This is a genomic window from Pseudoalteromonas peptidolytica (assembly GCF_012641745.1).
GTDB classification, from domain to species: domain Bacteria; phylum Pseudomonadota; class Gammaproteobacteria; order Enterobacterales; family Alteromonadaceae; genus Pseudoalteromonas; species Pseudoalteromonas peptidolytica.
This window is the reverse complement of record NZ_WEHZ01000019.1, coordinates 16,545-35,211: the sequence shown is the minus strand read 5'-3', so window position 1 is coordinate 35,211 and position 18,667 is coordinate 16,545. Positions and strand designations below refer to the sequence as shown.

Here is an 18,667-nt window from a genome sequence, read left to right as displayed (position 1 = left end):
ATATATTAAAAACCCGATAGCCTAAATCATGTTACCTATTCTCAAACCTTACTTGTCACCAACACTTGAACAATACGCACGCGGCGTTTCATTAATCAGCGAGACGCAAACGCCATTGTCTCAACAACTCGAGCGCGTAGTGACACTTAGCGAGGCAATTGCGCAATTCAGTGCTGCCAAAGGAGTGAAAGGTAAAAGAGCACAAGCTTCGGTATGGCATATGCACTACACCTTACAGATCATGCCTTCGGTGCTGTTTGTACACAGCGTGTTAAATCGTAAACTGCCTTTTGCAACTGAGCAGGTAAGCATAGACACCAATCATTGGCAGCTACAATTACCACACCAAGGCACCGCTATGGCTTCGCAGCCTACCTTGGAAAAATACGACAGCTTCATCTTTGAGCACTTGGTGCCATTACATCGTTTCTTAGTACAGCACTTTGGTGTGCCTGAACCTGTTTTATGGAGCAATTGCGCTTTTAGACTAAGGCAGTTTTTCCCCACAATCCTTCATTATACTGGCAGGCGCAAAGAGACGCAGGAAGACTTTGAGACCCTCAGCCAGTCAAAATACTTAGGACAACTGCGTAACCCATTTTACGCGCCTCGAATCGAGCTTAGTGATACACATGGCCCTTATCAATTAAGAGCATCCTGTTGCTTTTTACACAAGGTAAGTAATAGCAAGCTTTGCCGTGACTGCCCCAAACAACCACATCATGCCGATGCACGCCAACAACAGCGAGCTCTGTATAAAACAATGATGGCAACTAACGGCATATAAATCTAAATCTTTATTGTTTACCTTCGTCTTGATGTCAATTAATTCGTTTTCACTGCTGCTTTGTCAGCGAGGTGTGCTCATGGACTTCAGTCAAGTTATTCAGCTCGAACAATATACAAAAGCCGCGCAGTTTAACCCAGAGAAAAACTGCCTCTTTACCACAGGAACGCACTGCCTAGTCAGTCAAGGCGTGCGCAAACGCATTACGCTACCGATCAACGATACCGCACAACTGGTTGCCAACATTACCGCTAACATGCGTGACCTGCCTGATGACACCATCGCATTTGCAGCACTGCCGTTTTGCAAAACAGAACAGGCACAAGTCATCATTCCGGAAAAGGTATCGCGCTGGGATAAAGCCGCGTTTAACGCTTGGTTTGATGCTGAATTGGCTCCTGTTCATGGGCAAAAGAACCACCTATCAGCAATTACAGACATTCAATCGCAGGCGCAATTTGAGCAAGCGGTTGTCCAAGCGAAGCAATTATTCGACAGCGAGCAGCTAGACAAAATTGTACTCAGTAAGCAAACACAGCTGGATTTCGAGCAGCCAATAAATCACCACTTGGTACTGCGTAATTTATTGCAGCAAAGTCAGTCAGGGTATCACTTTTCATTCCCGACGCTCGATGGCGCGACATTAATGGGAGTAAGCCCTGAGCTGTTACTCAAAAAGCAAGCTGAAGCGTTAACCACCAACCCATTAGCAGGGTCTATTCCACGAGATCCGTGTCCAAAGGAAGAAGCCCATCGACGCAGCGTATTATTTGCATCGAAAAAGGATAGATATGAGCATGCTGTGGTCATTGAAGACATCCAGCAAGTACTTAGTCCATTCTGCAGTAAGTTGAAGATTCCTGCCCAGCCGGAATTATTAAGTACTGCCACAATGTGGCATTTATCCACTGTGATCTCTGGTGCCTTACAACACCCTGAAACTCACAGCTTGATGATTGCCAACCAACTGCACCCCACCCCTGCGCTATGCGGTAAGCCGACCTCTGTTGCCTATCCAAAAATAGCGGAACTAGAACAACATAGCAGAGGCTTATTCTCAGGAATAATTGGCTGGTTTGATAAGCAGGGTAACGGTGAATGGGTAGTGGTAATACGTTGTGCGCAGCTATATAAACACACTGCGACACTCTTTGCTGGCGCAGGCATAGTGGCGGCTTCTGATCCCCGCTCGGAGTGGTTAGAAACAGAGGCAAAACTCAATACCATGTTGAATGCACTCGAAATAAAGCAAACATACTACGCAATGAGAAATAAACTCCATGAAGCAAATTGATTTTACCCCTTGGCCCCCTGAGCTAGCAAAGCGCTATCGTGAAAAAGGTTATTGGCAAGACCGCCCGCTAACTTCAGTCATCAGTGATCAACTCGCACAACATGGCGATAAACCAGCCGTTATTGATGCTCACCGTAGTTTGACGTATCAAGAGCTTGAAGCGTATAGCGATCACTTGGCTGCTTACCTTGCCGCTCAAGGGATCCAGCAAGGAGATACTGCGCTTATTCAACTGGCAAACCAAGTTGAATTTTATATTAGCTTATTTGCTTTGCTAAAGTTAGGCGCAGCCCCCGTATGTGCGCTGTTTAGCCATAAACAGACAGAAATTAACAGTTACTGCGAGCAACTTGAACCAACAGTACTGATTGTCTCTTCAGCGCATGAGCTGTATCGTGATGACGCTTTTATTCAAACATTACAACAACAGTACCCAAGTATTCGCACGACGTTGGTGGATCACCCCAAAGGTAATAGCCTATTAAAACAGGCCTACCTTCAGCCCCGCGCATTTATTGCCCCTGATTTAAACCCTGAACACGTGGCGTTCTTCCAACTTTCGGGCGGCAGTACAGGAACACCTAAACTTATTCCGCGAACCCACAATGACTATTTGTACTCTGTGGTCGCCAGCAAAGATATTTGCGAATTAACAGAGCAACATGTTTATTTATGCGCCCTCCCTGCGCCTCATAACTTTCCACTAAGCTCCCCTGGCGCACTTGGGGTTTTTGCCGCAGGCGGCACTGTTGTGATGGCAAACGATCCCAGCCCAAGCAGTTGCTTCCAGTTAATAGAAAGATACCAAGTTACCCATACGGCTTTAGTTCCTCCAGCCTTACAACTGTGGTTACAGCACGCACCAAAAAGCGCACATAACTTACAAAGCCTCGCGGTAATTCAAGTGGGTGGCGCTAAATTAAGCCTGACCATTGCAGAGCAAGTTAAGCCACTACTTGGCTGCCAGCTACAACAAGTATTTGGCATGGCTGAAGGGTTGGTTAACTATACCCGCTATGATGATGATCTTTGGCATATCCTTCATACACAAGGTCGACCAATCAGTGAAGACGATCAAATCAAAGTCGTCGATGAGCAAGGTAACTTAGTACCAGATGGTGAAGAAGGGCGACTCTTAACAAGAGGGCCTTATACAATTCGCGGTTACTATCGCTCACCTGAACATAATCAAAGTGCCTTTGATGAGCATGGTTTTTATAGCTCCGGAGACTTGGTAAAACGTTTACCATCTGGCCACCTCATCGTCACCGGTCGAGTGAAAGACCAAATCAATCGTGGTGGTGAAAAGATCGCAGCAGAAGAAGTCGAGAACCTTTTACTCGGGCATCCAAATATTCAACAAGCCGCGATTGTAGCTATGCCAGATGCAACGTTAGGTGAAAAAAGTTTTGCTTTTCTTACTGGTATACCAGTTAAAGCACTTGCACTTCGAAAATACCTGCGCGAGCAGGGTATCGCTGACTACAAAGTGCCAGATAAGTTTAAGTTTATAGACAACTTACCGTTAACGCCTGTTGGCAAAGTCGATAAAAAACAGCTTCGTAACGAAACCGAAGTTCAGCAACCTACCCCACAATTTTAGAGAAGTAACATGAGTATACCTAAATTAAATCACTATGCTCTGCCGCGCGCCGCTGAGCTTGCACCAAATCGCGTAGAGTGGCAGCTAGAGCCACACCGTGCAGCGTTATTGATCCATGATGTCCAGCATTATTTTGTTTCTTTTTATGGCCAAGACAACCCATTAGTCACCGCCATGATAGAAAATATTCAACGTATAAAAGCGTATTGTTATGAGCATGATATTCCAGTCTACTACACCGCTCAGCCAATTAAACAAGGTCGTAATGAGCGCGGCTTACTACTTGATATGTGGGGAGCTGGACTACAAGATCCCAGCCAGCAACCTATCGTTGATGCACTTGCCCCCACAGAAAAAGACACGGTACTGACCAAGTGGCGGTATAGCGCATTTCAAAAATGTGATTTTGAAAGCCAACTGCAAGCTCAGCAGCGTGATCAACTATTGATTGTCGGTATTTATGGTCATATCGGTGTAATGACCACAGCAATAGATGCGTTTATGCGAGATATCCAACCCTTTGTTGTCGCAGATGCAATCGCAGATTTCACCAAAGATGAACATATGATGGCACTTCACATCATCAGTCAACGTGCAGGTAAAGTGCTTACCACCGCAGAGCTTATTGGTGAAGCCAGTACAGACTTGACCACTCTAGACGGATTAAAAGCGTTTATTTTGCCATTAATTGATTGTGAACCTGATGAGTTTGATGAACATGAAAGCCTCATTGATTACGGCTTAGACTCTGTACAAGTCATGAATTTAATTTCTTTGTGGCAGCAACAAGGTATTGAGACTAATTTCATCGAGCTTGCACAAGTACCAACGCTTGCCGCTTGGGTGGAGCTGTTAGAAACACGGATGGCTGAATAATGGCGTTGCCATTAACTGACTCTCAGCATGCCATGTGGCTACTGCATACCATCAGTGGCCAAGGTAATTTGTTTAATGTTGCCGAGTGTTTAGAGTTTCACGGTAAAATCGATGCCGCGCTGTTTAAAGCCGCGCTGCATCATGTATTTGAGCAAACAGAGTTATTACGTAGTCACTTTATTCATGATGACAGCTTTACCCCCAGTATTATTGTGGGAAACATTCAGCCCTCATTGAACATCGAATATCTTGACCATGATATTGTCTCAGTCGCAGAGTTTATGTCTCAGCAGGTTGCCACAACGCTCGGCAAATCGTTTGATTTGGCTACTGACTGCTTAATGCAATTTAAATTAGTACGTACGCCAAGCCAAGATTATTGTTTTATTGTTGGCCATCACATCGTGCTAGATGGCTATGGCTTTGGGCTATTTCATCAAGCTTTAACTCGCTGTTATAACGCATTAAACGCGGGTAAACCTATGCCTCATTGCCAATTTACCACGCAACAACAGCTACTTGATTTACACACCAGCGACAAATACCAACAACGTCTATCCGAGGCTAAAGCGTCTTTAAACCAGTGGCTGGATCAACACCCACCGTCACAAAGTTTTAGTCATAGTGAAGCCGCGATCACAGCACCTAATCAACGTTATCACTTCGGGTTAACACGTCCCCAATGGCAAACGTTACAATCTGCCGCAAATTATGTGGATGCCGCCCCAAGTGAAATTTTACTGAGCGTCATTGCAGCCGTGTTAGCCGCCAAGCACAGTACCTTTGAAGTCACCTTAGGGCTTGTGATGATGAATCGCCACTGTGCTATTGAGTTCTCCTGTCCGACGGTACAAAGCAATGTTCTGCCATTACCATTGACTTTGCCGTCGGCGGATGGGCTAAAGCATGTTGCAAAGCACATCAATAAACAAATTAAGCGCCTTAAATCCTTACAGTGCTACCGCGTAGAGCACTTAAAGCGCGACCGTAAACAACAAGGTAAGTCCATTGAAATAAGCGGCCCGACAATTAACATTCTACCGTTTACCAGTCATCCTCGTTATGGCGAGGTAACAACGCGTAGTCACATTCTCAGTGCAGGTACCACTGATGACCTGATGATCCAAATCTACCTAAATGGTGATGAGCCAGCGCAGTTTGATATTGATTACAACCATGCCAGATATTCATCACAGCAAATTAGTGCAATTGCACAGGCCATCGTCTCAACCGCGAGTCGCTGGACACGCACACCGGCTTTATCTTGTAACGCGATTACACAGGAGTTAGAACATGGGGTTTGATAGTCTGCTGCAACAGGAGTATCGCAATAAGGTGGTTTGGATCACAGGTGCAGGCCAAGGGATAGGTCAAAGTATTGCGGAAAAATTCATTCAACTTGGCGCGCGCGTTGTTGGTTTTGATAAACAATTTCCCCGTACTCATAACCTGTTTAAAGCAGTACAGTGCGATCTCGAAGACTTAACAACACTACAAGCTACATTGACTGAGCTTATCCAGCAGGGTCTTGCCCCTTATAATTTACTTAATGTCGCAGGGGTACTTGAGTTAGGTGAATTAGAGTCGCACTCATTAGAGCAATGGCAGCACTGTCAACACGTTAACGCAGGAGCCGTGTTTGTGTTTCTAAAAGCCTGTGCAAGTCACTTCAAACAGCAAGGTCTCGGCAGTATTGTAACGGTTAGCTCAAATGCCAGTCATACACCACGTCAAAGTATGGCCGCCTACTGTGCCTCTAAATCTGCTGCAACACAATTGACCCTAACCGCGGGGTTAGAATTAGCCCCTTATGGCATACGTGCCAATGTTATCGCACCGGGGTCAACATTAACCCCGATGCAAACCGGTATGTGGTTAGATGATTCAGGTGCCGACCAAGTTATTCAGGGTTTTGCAAGCCAATACAAGCTTGGGATCCCACTGCAAAAACTGGCGACACCAGAAGAAATTGCCAATTCAGTGTTATTTTTTGCTTCATCACTGAGTTCGCATACTACCTTGCAAGTGCTCACTATAGATGGTGGTGCGACACTTTAGGCTTCGCTTTAGGCTTAGCCTCAGGCTTATTCACGAGCGTTGCTTCGCGACATAGATTCAGCAACGCTTTTATCCAGATAGCGATAATGGCGCACGTTAATAATGTCCATACAACCAAAAATAGTTTAGAGCCCAATGGCAACACCGGGAACTGGCCAGCAATGCCATACCCCATCAGTGTGTGGTAGGCATAATATCCAATGCACAACAGCAGTGCACCGCTTAACCCCAGAGACACCTTCACACCGCGAAGATCTTCTTTGCGACGCAGTTTCAACTGACGTTTAACATACATATAGGTTCCGCTAAGCACTAAAAATGACAGCGCTAAGCCAAATATACACCACAGTATTTTTACCCAAACCCCTGCAAAATTACCAAAATGTAAGGGATCCGCAGTGTCAGATAATCGCCAATATAACCCTTGGCTAGATGCAGTTTGGCTATAGACTATCTCACCTGTGTATGGGTTGACATAAACCTTGTTAGCGCGGTCTCTGACCAATACATCATTAGCCTGGCCTTCAGCATAAAAGTAACCGCCAGAATAGCGGATGGCTCTAATATCTAAGTCTGGTCGCGCTTCTTTAACCTTAGCTGCGAGTGTCACCACTGATAGTTGAGGTTTATCTTGTGCTGCCAACTCAGGCAATGGATTTACAGCGAACTGCCCAACATCAGTATATGCCGTTTTGCCATCAGCTAAGTCCATCCTAACAAACTCAAATAAATACCACATGCTGGTCACGGCAATGACCACAGCCAACCATAGACTCCATACTCCAGCCAATTTATGGGTACTGGCGACTTTCGCGCGAGTGTCTCCACTGAGTTTTAATGTAAAAAATTTACGCCACCATCCTCGATAAAGGTACAGTGCCGTCAGTGTTGATATGGTGATCGGAATTGCAAACGCCAAAACCAAATAGTAAGAAACGATACTATCGAACACACCAAAGAAGTGCATATGAAAGTCTCGGAAAAACCGTTGAATATTCAAAAAGCTCGTTTCGCCTTGAATATTCCCGGTATAGGGATCAACATAAATATGTTGCCATGGGTTGTCGGGTAAGCGCACCACAAAGTCGTGCGCAAAATGTGCCTCAGCACCTGCAAAAGCAATCCCGATTCGCGCGTCCGGATAAGTCTCTTGCACCTTTTCATATGCACTCGCCAAGCTCACTTGAGGACTGCTCTCTGGCGCACGAACCGTATCATCAAATAGCCAATCTAACTCATAAGAAATGGTAGCAAATGCCCCTGTCCAACAGATCACGAATAATAGTAAGCCGAACCAAACGCCGCTTAAACTATGCCAACTGAACCATTGTTTTGCTGTCATTTTTTTCACCTAAAAAGGAAGTCGCAACAGCGCGTACTTCACTCTCCTTGTTTAGAATCGATAGTTAATCGCTAAGCTCGCGCTACGCGGATCACCTGGGAATAGCTGGCTATAGCTGTAACCGCCAGTCCAATGTACTTTGTCAAATAGATTGTCTACTATCAGTGATGCTTTCCAGTCATCCGCTTGATAATAAATACCCGCGTTATACAGCACATAGCTTGGCAGCAATAGTCCTTCTGACGATGTCGGACGCTCACCGACGTAGTTGGCGCCAATACCTACAGACCAATTATCATTAAATTGATACCGCGACCAAATGGTCGCCATATGCTTAGCAGCACCTTCTTTGCGTTTCCCAATCTCACTGTCATTCAGATCTTTGGTTACTTTTGCTGAGTTGTAAGCATAGTTAGCAATAATTGAGAACTGTTCGCTCAATTGACCATTGAGATCAAACTCAAATCCTCTCGCCCGCTCAGCACCACGCTGACGATACATGTAGCGAGCGAAATCAATTTTAGCTGATGCTTCAGCATCATATAGCACAACATTTTCACGAGTAATTTGATAAATTGCTGTTGTTATTTGTAAGTTATCATTGAATAAACGTGCCTTAAAACCGGCTTCGTATAATTCGCTATCTTGTGGCTTAAATGGTCCACCTTGCTCAGGGTTATTTGAATACAGTGGAGGTGGCTCAAACCCTTGCATCCAGCTGGCATAAAAGCTCTGCGTATCTGACAGTTTGTATACAGTGCCAAGCCTTGGCAGTAACTGGCTGTCTTTTGAGCTACCACCACCCGTATTATCAAGGTCAAAGCGCTCTTCACGTAAACTGGCTAATAGCGACCATTGTCCAAGCACGATGCGGTCTTGTATATAAATCCCTTCGCTTTGTAGGTTACCCCCAAACACAGGGCGCTGAGTTGCATTATAACTGGCCGTATCGCGATGTTGGTAAACCGGGTTTAGAATATCGAACTGTATTGCATTATTGGCCACACGCTGACTAGATTCTCTAAACCTGTCAATATAGTCATAACCAATGACAACGTTATGTTCGATGTTTCCAGTATAGAAATTACCATTTAGATAACTGGAGAACGAGTCCGACTCTGCTTCAGAGTTACGATCAATGTAACGCAGATTCACCACAGAGTCAGAACCATCAACATAGTTTCCAATACCATGCTCGATTAAATCTTGGTCACTATCTTGGTGCATATACTGTACAGCTAGCCACCATGAGTCGCTAAAACGATAATCAACGGCAAGGCTACTAATCAAACTTTCAGTATTTAAATGGTCCCCAGGCTGGGTGGCCGAGACTTCGATTGGCACCGCGCCCAACTGTTGACTACCACGAATATTGGGCTGGCCTCGTTCTAAAATCCCCTCACTGTCTGAATAGACAAACTCCAAGTTTAGCTTCAGGGTATCACTGGCAAGAAAAGTAACGCTTGGAGAGACCAACAACCCCTTGTTAAACGCTTGATTTCTGAAAGATTCTGAATCTTCGTAACCAACATTTAAGCGATATAATATTGACTCAGATTGATTCGCAGCACCAGTGGTATCAAGCGCCACATACTTATCTTGATAACTCCCAATACGAGCACTTAGCTCATGGCGACTGGTTGCGAGCGGTTTTTTGGTTACCGTATTAATGACACCACCGGGGCTGGCATCACCGAAAATTGCAGAGGCTGGGCCTTTTATCACTTCTACCCGTTCGACATGCGCGATGGCTGTTTGTGACCAAAAGTCATTGTACGTGCGCATACCATTGAGGCGACGATCATCTTGGCTGCGAAAACCGCGAATAGTAATATCGTTGTATACCGAAAACTCACTGGCACCGCTAACAAAAGGCGTTACATCATTCAGGCGCATCAATCCCTGTTGCTGAATTAACTCTTTGGTCACTGCACTAATGGATTGCGGTAAATCTAAAATATCAGCAGCAGTCTTAGTTGCGGAATACGTATACGTAGCAAAATGCTTTTCCGAATCTCGTCCAAGCACTTCTATTACCTCTATATCTTCACTTGCCAGTGATTGCTCTGCTGCCCAACTGGATAGCGGAACAATACTGGCTAATATCAGTAATCGCTTACCTACTGATTGCATCGTCATAATCTCCTTTTCTTATTACCTGCAATGGTAACGAAAACAATTATCACTTACAATCCATGCTTATTTTAATTTTATCACTTTTTGTACAGTTTCTATGACACTCCCATGAGAAATAATCTCCATGTGATTGGCATTCACATACTCAATATGCTCAATGCCAAAGCGCTGGTTGAACGCGTTAGTCAGCACTTCATCGCGCTCTGTGCTCCACACCGCATAATAGGTAGGCGTATCTAATGTGTGATATTCCACTTCGTGTCGACCTGCGCAGCGCAATAAGTAAGTTTGCTCTAAGGTCTGGATAATTTCTGACACTGGCATGGCAGCAATATTCTTTTCCAGCAGCGCTAGATGCGCTGTCACAAAACGCGAAATATCCTCACCTCTTGACGCACTAGAATCACCGTCCGACCATGGAAACGCTCTTACCGCTTGCGCAAAATCAGTAAAGCGCTCGGGAGCGGCGACGCTTTCAGAAAGTCGCGTTAAAATATAATCACGCCAACTCTCCGAGCTTTGATTCGCAGGTTCAAAGGGATCCCAGCTATCAATGAGGAAGACGTTAGCTACATGATATTTATGTAATGCGAGCGCTTCGACCAACTGTAATGCCAAGGCACCACCTAACGACCAGCCTAACACATGAATATTTTCATAGCCGCTCAAGTCTCCAAGCTGTTGAGCATAACGAGATGCCAGCGTCTTAAAATTATCGCTAGATGATAACTCAGTGTCAGGGGTGATCCCGACACACCTCACTTGTTCAGGCATCGCCATTGCCAAGGGGCGATATGACATGGTAAATCCACGGCCATCGTGAAGACATATTAATAAATCACTGGGTGCGCGTCCCCCTACTGACTCAGGCAAAATATCACTCACAGAAGCTTGTTTTGAGGCCACCATTTGCTCAGCTAAGGCACGTAAGTTATCCGCTTGCCAGATAGCCTGAGCAACGAGAGGTTCAGGTCTGGCAAGTTTATGCCACTGATGCACCATGCGTAGCGCGTGAATCGAGTTGCCTCCAAGGGCAAAGAAATTATCCTCCCGAAACACTTGCTGACGCTGTAAAATCTGTTGCCAGACGCGTGCTAATGCTTGCTCAACATGACCCACAGGTAATGTGCCCTGCGTCTGCTGTAATGAAGGTGCTGGCAGCGCTTTTCTATCCACTTTACCGCTGTGATTAAGCGGTAGAGTATCCAGTATAATAAGTTGCTCTGGCACCATATAACTTGGCACCAGTGCACTCAGCGCTGTTTTTATGTCTTCACTTTGCAACTGCTGGGTGCAAACATAACCAATCAACTGCTTGCTCCCCTCGGCATCGTGAGCAACCACCACAGCTTGGGTTATACCATCAATACATAGCAACTGACTTTCAATCTCACCGATTTCTATACGGTGCCCTCTAATTTTTATCTGGTGATCTGTACGGCCGAGAAAATGCAGCTCATTACGGGCGTTTACCTCAACTAAGTCACCTGTGCGATAGAGTCGCTCACCCGTGTCAGAAAATGGATTGGCGATAAACCGCTGTGCAGTCAGTGCAGGTTGTGCAAAGTATCCCCGTGCCAATCCTAAACCACCGATGTACAGCTCTCCACATACGCCCTGCGGACAAGCGTTTAAGTGCTGATCTAACACATATAACTGTGTATTTCGGACAGGATGACCAAGATGAATATGTGCTGTGACAAGGTGACTAGAAGACCACACTGTGGTCTCCGTTGGGCCATACATGTTGTAGAGCGTGACTTGTTTATCTCGTAATGATTGAGCCAACGCTGGAGGCAGCGCCTCTCCGCCACACAGACCAATAACCGCAGCGCTAATCAACTCTTTTGCCAATAAGGCCTGCCACCCCGCAGGGGTCGCTTGAATATGAGTAATACCGATTAAGTCAGTAGCTTGTAGTTCTAGTACCGAGTTAGCAATATAAGTCTGCGCCCCACTGACCAAAGGCAGATAAAGCTCTAAACCAGAAATATCGAACCCCAGTGCAGTCAAGGCTAACCATTTTGAGTCATGTGTGAGTGAAAATTGAGACTGCATGGCGAGAATGAAGTTAACTAAATTACCATGACTTATCGCAACACCTTTAGGCTGACCAGTTGAACCAGAGGTATAGAGAATATAAGCCAGCTGCTGCGGCCTGATACGAACAATAAACGGAGGCTGCGGATATTGCCGCTCGTTCACCGCAGCAATTGACCAAACCGGTAAATTCCCGGGGTTATGAACAGTGTCGATATTCGTCACAATCGCCACAGCGGCACTTGAGTTGAAAATTAATTGCTGGCGCTGTTGTGGCATGGTCGGGTCGATAGGAACATACACCGCCCCCGCCTGCATACACCCAAGCAGCGCAATAACCATGTCAGCTTGACGAGAAGTGATAATGGCAATCCTATCTTCGCTTTGCACTCCCTGTGCAATTAGAAAGTTGGCAAAGTTAGCGCTTAGCTCAAGCAACTTTTGGTAGCTTAGCTGCGCACCGCTATCATCCGCGATGGCCAACGACTCTTGGCGGCTGCCTTGTTTAGTAATAAGGTCAATAATAGTGACAGCATCATTATCTTGTTGTGGCGCACAAAATACGCTATCGGGCTGATGGATAAGTACGTTATTTATACTTTGCTGTGGCTCATGCAGCACAGCGTGTAATAAAGCGAGATAGCAGTGCTGCAATTGTTGCAATAGCGCTTGGCTATACACCGTGCTGTCGGCTTCAAAATAAAGCTCAATAGCACCCTCTTGCACACTAACATCTAACGATAATTCAAACTTTGCGGTGTGGCTTTCTACGCTCACGGGGATAAGCGCCATCGTTTGGTCGCTACTTGGCTGCGGGTCACTTTGCAAATAGTTGAACAAGACTTGAAAGTACGGATGTCTATCAGCCTGCACCGGCCACTCTAATTGCTCCGCAAGCCATTCAAATGGTACTTGATCTTCATTAATTAAACGCAGCGTATGTCGTTGGTTGCACTCAATCGCATCAAGAAAAGTGACACCATCTTGTACTTCATTTCTGTACAGCTGGGTATTCATAAAACACCCAACCACATCAGCAAGCTCTGGCAGATTACGAGCTGCGGTAGGCGAGCCTATCAAAAAGTGCGCGGTACTACTAAAGCGGCTCAATGTCGCTTGCAATAACGTCATAAATAACGCTGCGGCAGTATTTCCGTGGCGCTGGCAAAAAGCGTTAACTTGCTGAACTTGAACACGGGATAACTGACAACTTAATGTCAGCGCATGAGCTTGGTGTTCGGTTTCTGGCTCCACCATAGGTAGCGCAATCGGCTGCGGTGCTGCACCCACATAACCTTGCCAATAATCTAAAATATTGTTGGCCTCTTCATTAAGCAAGTACTCACTTTGCCACGTCGCATAATCTAGGTAACGACATGATGGTTTAGTCAGCGCTTGTCCCTGATATGCCGCTAGCAAGTCTTTTAAGATCAAGGTTTTTGACCATGCGTCACTCACAATATGATGATTGCGTAATAATAAATATCCGCCTTGAACCGTGCGCACCCATGCAGCTTTTAATAGCGGCACTTGGCTTAAATTAAATGGCTTATCACACCATGCTTTGACCTCTTGTTGTGCAAAAAGCGCATCACCATCAAGCTCAGTGTCTACTTCAATGAGGGTTAATGGCACCTGACACTGCGACGCGACCACCTGAGTTGCCGCGCCGTCAAACTGATAATAAGTGCGGAAAATATCATGGCATTCAACGAGAGCATCCAGTGCGCACTGGAGCTGTAACAAATCTAACGCATCAGGCGCACGATATGCACGTAATACATCATAGGCGTTACTGGTTGGATCAATTTGCTGAAGTAGCCACAAGCGCTTTTGCTGAAACGAAAGCGTACCTGAGCTGTGCTCAGTGGCGACGATAGTTGTCGTGTCGCTTTGTGCTTCGGGCTCACTCCATAATTGTGCCAACAAGTCCAAATCTAGACCATCGACCAGTTCATCCGCTAACTCATTATTTGACATACCCATACCCATTCAAATAAAAGTGGGAGCCTCAGGCTCCCACTTTATACCAATTAGACTTAATACTTGCTCAATTTGAAGGAGTAAATCTGACGCTAACGGCGTTAAAAATTTCTTATTTAGAACAACTAAATAGCAAAATTTTTTTTGCCTAGTAATCGACAAGATTTTCCCGCCTCAAAATAGACCTCTTAATTAAGATAATTGGTATTATCGTCTCAAAATTATCTTGGGTTATCCCTTACCCTGATACCTATGTGGCTTTCAGACCCATTTTTTCGCGCAATGCCGCCTGCTGTTCTGGCGTCAGTGTCGCCAACTTAATTTGCGTCAATGCTAATTTCTCCAATCTAGACGGATCACCACTTAAGTTATTTAGTGCTTGAGCCAAAGATTGAATGCTTGGGTTATCAAACACAACGCCCGGTTCAATATTCAATAAGAGTAATTTCTTTATGCGTGTAGCAAACTTGATAGCAGACAGAGAGTGCCCACCTAAATCGAAGAAGCTGGCATCACAACTTACTCTTTCTACCTCTAAAATATCCGCCAACGTGGACGCAAGTAAGGTTTCTAATTGACTGCTAGGCGCAACATAAGTAGATAAAGTCAACTCGGCAATTTTAGGCAAACTTTGACGATCCACTTTACCGTTAGCAAGCAGTGGTAACTCTGTCACACTGACAAAGAAAGCAGGCACCATGGCATCTGGCAATACATCGCGTAACTGCGTCTGTAACGTAAGGTTTTCCTCTCCAGTTAACAGCTCATTTGCTACGGTTTGTTTATCTAAATACTGAGCTAAGAAAGCAACCAAAACAGCTTCATTGCCATACTGTTGTACCGCCACAAAACAATCTACGTTGTCTAAGTGCTGTGTAATAGCCAGTGCCACTTCATTGGGCTCTACTCTAAAACCACGGATCTGCACTTGGTCATCCTTACGACCAGATAAACTAATAGAGCCATCAGGTAAATAACGAGCTACGTCACCTGTACGGTAAAGGCGCTCAGACCATTGACTGTTATCGACAAAAACACCGCTGGAATCAGCATTAATGTATCCTGCTGACAATTGCTTACCCGCAATACATAATTCGCCTTGCTCACCAGTTGCACACAAGCCATCTTGTGGAGTTAAGATAAAGATTTGTGAGCCAGAAAAGACTTGGCTAAGTCTTGGCACTGCGGCATCAAAGCGTGCGTTGTTTTCATATGAATGTGACATCACACCCACGGTTGCTTCTGTCGGCCCATAGTGGTTAAACACCTGTGTTTGCGGCGCTAACTTATGTACCTTTTGAATTAATGCAGGCTTGGCCGCCTCGCCACCTAAGATCAGCTTAGTTGGCAGACTGGCTGGCATGACTTCCAATAATGCTTGTAAATGAGAGGGTACTATCTTGACGCAGTCGACCGCGTGCTCGGCCACAAAGCGACCAAATGCGTCGCCATCGAGCATTTGCTGCTCACTGGCAACAATAAGCGTGGCACCATTATAAAAAGCATTGAATAGCGTAGTATTACCAATATCTGCGGCAACGGTAGAGGTGAGACCAAAGCGCTGGTTTTGCTGTAGCTCAAGTGCGTGTGAAGACGCAGTACAGTATTGTGCAAGTTGTTGATGTGCAATAGGCACACCTTTTGGCACTCCCGTGGAACCCGAAGTAAACAATACATAAGCGGTGTCTGCTAACTGATACTCAGGTAGCACACTACTGTCTAACTCTAGCTGTTGCGCCTCTAGTAGCCACTGCTCAAAATTATGCTCATCTATATGAAGCATTGCACCAGACGCGTCCATCACACGCTGTTTGCGCGGCTCTGGCCAACTTGGGTCAATTGGGCAATATGCTGCACCGGCACGCATCACCGCCAGTAACATGACCACTTGCTGCCAACTGCGAGGTAGCGATAACAGCACAACACAGCCTTGCTTTACTCCATGGGCTTGTAGAGCTTGCGCTGTCTTATTGACCAAAACAGTAAGTTGGCTGTAGTTAAGTGAGTGTGCAGCATCTACCAATGCAATGTGCTCACTTTTAGCGTCTGCAAAATATTCAAGTTGTGCCAGCACGTGGGTAGCGGTTAGCCCTTGATCTGCATTTAACGCGAGAAAGCACTGCTGTTCTTGCGCAGTAACAAGGGTAATATCAGCCACGGCTGTTGCCAAATATTGCGGGGCTTGTGCCAATAAATGAACAAATTGCTGTAACAAGATACTTGCGGCTTGATGTGAATAAGCTGAGCTATTAAATTGCAGTCGCACTCTGTCATCGGCAATAGTTAAGGATAACTCTGCGTTATCGGCAATCGCGACGGTTGCTTCTGTGCTCACTACCTCTGATGCAAAGTGTGCAACTACACTACTATTGGCAAGCGTTTCAGGGCGCTCAAAACATTCCGCCCACTCCATGTGCTGAGACAAGGTAAAGGCAAACTGATTAATCCACTCTGCTAATACCTGCTGTTTAGCTTGTGGTACTTGAACCGGTAATGCCTGCGTATACACACCAAGTGCATCAGCCAACTCTTCGCTCATTTGGCGCGGATCATAACCTACACTGGTCACAAAGCTTTGCCCTGAAACACGCGCTAGTAATAACCACCATAATGATAAGTATATGCTTTGTGCATCTACCTCTAATTGTGCGCTAAGCGCTGTGATCGCTTCTGTCGTAGACTCAGCTAATGCTTCATCAACGCACTGTAGGTTTTGTAACGCCCCTTGCTCTGGCGCTTTGTGATACGGTAATGCAAAGTGATTTTTTGCATTATTAAGCTGGCTAATATACTGCTGCCAATAAGCTTTACCTTGAAGTGAATCTTCGCTGCTAGTCAGCTCTTCAAGCCACGCGAGAAAATCAGGGTATTGGACACTTTCTTCAACAGCTAAATTAAGATCTAACAAGCGCTGTGCAATTTTCTCTGTACTGGCCAAATCAACGCATAGCGCATGGGTACGCACCAACAGGTATGCTTCATCTTGGTGGCTAATTTTGATCACTTGTAAATTTTGACCCGCAGCAGGGTTCAAAGACACAGGTTGCAAGCTATCAAGTGTTGCTAAGTTAATGCTGGCATCGGCTTCCAACGTCATGGTGGCAATGACGGGCTTGGTACTTAAGTGAGGTACCTGTCTTAAACCGCGAAAGCCTGACACCTCGCTAAACGTAAAGCTCAAAATGATATTGTCATCAATGATTTCATTAAGTCTAGCTTGGAGATGTTCTGTGCTGTGTTGCTCTGACATGCGCGCCAGCACGCTATTATATGCCAATGGCTCCAGTGTATTACCTAGACATTGCTGCTGCTCACTCAATGACAGGCCTTGTGGATAAGCAGAGATATATTCTTGGATCATGATATGCACTACCTTTTACTGTGCTTGATTTGCTTGTTTTAGATCTTGTTGCGTATAGATATCACCCATAGCAACTACAATTTTTCTTGGACCCTCAAATGGATCTCTGGCATGTGCAGCGAGCATATTATCCAGCATCACTACGTCACCTTGCTGCCACTCAAAACGCACCGCACATGTTTCATATGCAGCACCAATAATGGCCATTTCTTCATCACTGATAGCAGAGCCGTCACCAAAATACACGTGTCGAGGCAAACGCTGCTCTCCCACTAACTCGATCAAACTCTCTTTGACTTCCGGCTCTAGACAGGCAATATGATGCAGTTGCACTTGATTGAAAAACGACCTTTCCTTTGTCACTGGGTGAACAATAACGCCATGGGTTTTGGTTTTTGTTTGGAGGCCGTCATTCTCTAGCCATTGATATTCAATATTTGCTGCATTCAGCCTCGCTTCCACTTCAGTTTTACTGTCAGTTTTGTAGAAATGCTGCCAGCTTACGTCAACACTCTTATGGAAATTACGTAGGTACAGCAAGCCTTTTTCTTCTATTTTTTGCACCAATTCACTGGGCAAAACTGATAACATTCGACGACAATCTACTATGGGTGTCGTACCGCCAACAGGAGAAGGTAATTCACAGAAAAACCACTGTTTACGCGGCCACTGCTCTAGATGTGAACTTTCATTATGATAAAGGATCATTTTGTTTTCAGGATAAGGCGTAGACTTATAAGTCTTTTTACCACCCTCTTTTTTAGGCAGATCGCCATAGTTGCCATATAAGCCTGGCTGAATTGCATTGGCAAACTGCTCAAATTCCTGTGGGGTCTTTAACCCAAAGCCACGGAAAACCAAGCCCGCATACTTAAGTAAGTTGCTTTCTATAAAGTCTCGATTTGTTTCAGCCCATACATACGGGTCTAAATCTTTACTGGTTGGCTGGATAACGGCTGGAAACCCTTGCGCACCTTTGAAGAATGTTGTTGAAGTTGCGGCTTGAGTAGCGCTAGCCGTGGGTTTTACCCCTTTTTTAAGAGATGAAAATTTACCTTTTCGCACAGTGGACGTCATCGTTTTCTCCTGTCATAGACTCATACCAATCCGCGGTAATGCTCTATCGGACCTCCAATAGATCATCGCCCTGCTACCTTGAGTTGGTCTGCTTAGCGATATGACGTGGC

At 45.4% G+C, this 18,667-nt stretch carries 11 protein-coding genes; 6 read left to right on the top strand and 5 right to left on the bottom strand.

Features of this window, described 5'->3' with window-relative positions; genetic code table 11:
- Positions 1–28 precede the first annotated feature (28 nt).
- The 6 genes from fhuF (at position 29) to dhbA (ending at position 6,618) form a co-directional block, all read left to right on the top strand.
- Entirely contained in the window at positions 29–787 is a 759-nt protein-coding gene (gene fhuF / locus F9Y84_RS13260) for a siderophore-iron reductase FhuF (RefSeq protein ID WP_147390834.1), read from the top strand.
- A 79-nt stretch (positions 788–866) separates the two neighbouring features.
- Positions 867–2,081, top strand: a complete 1,215-nt coding sequence (locus F9Y84_RS13255; RefSeq protein WP_147390833.1) for an isochorismate synthase — start codon at positions 867–869, stop codon at positions 2,079–2,081.
- The gene (locus F9Y84_RS13250; protein ID WP_147390832.1) at positions 2,068–3,684 is read left to right on the top strand and encodes a (2,3-dihydroxybenzoyl)adenylate synthase; all 1,617 of its coding nucleotides are present in this window, start codon (positions 2,068–2,070) and stop codon (positions 3,682–3,684) included. The genes F9Y84_RS13255 and F9Y84_RS13250 overlap by 14 nt, the downstream gene beginning before the upstream one ends.
- Positions 3,685–3,693: 9 nt before the next feature.
- Complete coding sequence (locus F9Y84_RS13245; protein ID WP_128729779.1) at positions 3,694–4,560, top strand: isochorismatase family protein; 867 nt, start codon at positions 3,694–3,696, stop codon at positions 4,558–4,560.
- A complete protein-coding gene (locus F9Y84_RS13240; protein WP_147390831.1) occupies positions 4,560–5,864 on the top strand; it encodes a condensation domain-containing protein in 1,305 nt (434 codons plus the stop codon). Before F9Y84_RS13245 ends, F9Y84_RS13240 begins: the two co-directional genes overlap by 1 nt.
- Complete coding sequence (gene dhbA, locus F9Y84_RS13235) at positions 5,854–6,618, top strand: 2,3-dihydro-2,3-dihydroxybenzoate dehydrogenase (protein ID WP_128729781.1); 765 nt, start codon at positions 5,854–5,856, stop codon at positions 6,616–6,618. The genes F9Y84_RS13240 and dhbA overlap by 11 nt, the downstream gene beginning before the upstream one ends.
- Here the strand turns inward: dhbA and F9Y84_RS13230 are convergent.
- From F9Y84_RS13230 to F9Y84_RS13210, 5 genes are all read right to left on the bottom strand, one after another.
- Positions 6,593–7,960, bottom strand: a complete 1,368-nt coding sequence (locus F9Y84_RS13230) for a PepSY-associated TM helix domain-containing protein (protein WP_128729782.1) — start codon at positions 7,958–7,960, stop codon at positions 6,593–6,595. The two genes, dhbA and F9Y84_RS13230, sit on opposite strands and share 26 nt — an antisense overlap.
- 51 nt (positions 7,961–8,011) lie before the next feature.
- Positions 8,012–10,099, bottom strand: coding sequence for a TonB-dependent siderophore receptor (locus F9Y84_RS13225; protein WP_225740787.1), 2,088 nt, complete (start codon positions 10,097–10,099; stop codon positions 8,012–8,014).
- 60 nt (positions 10,100–10,159) lie between these two features.
- Positions 10,160–14,116, bottom strand: a complete 3,957-nt coding sequence (locus F9Y84_RS13220) for a non-ribosomal peptide synthetase (RefSeq protein ID WP_147390830.1) — start codon at positions 14,114–14,116, stop codon at positions 10,160–10,162.
- Positions 14,117–14,369: 253 nt separating this feature from the next.
- Positions 14,370–17,480, bottom strand: a complete 3,111-nt coding sequence (locus tag F9Y84_RS13215) for an amino acid adenylation domain-containing protein (protein WP_147390566.1) — start codon at positions 17,478–17,480, stop codon at positions 14,370–14,372.
- A 15-nt stretch (positions 17,481–17,495) separates the two neighbouring features.
- A complete protein-coding gene (locus tag F9Y84_RS13210) occupies positions 17,496–18,557 on the bottom strand; it encodes a TauD/TfdA family dioxygenase (protein WP_125251333.1) in 1,062 nt (353 codons plus the stop codon).
- Between the last annotated feature and the right edge of the window lie 110 nt (positions 18,558–18,667).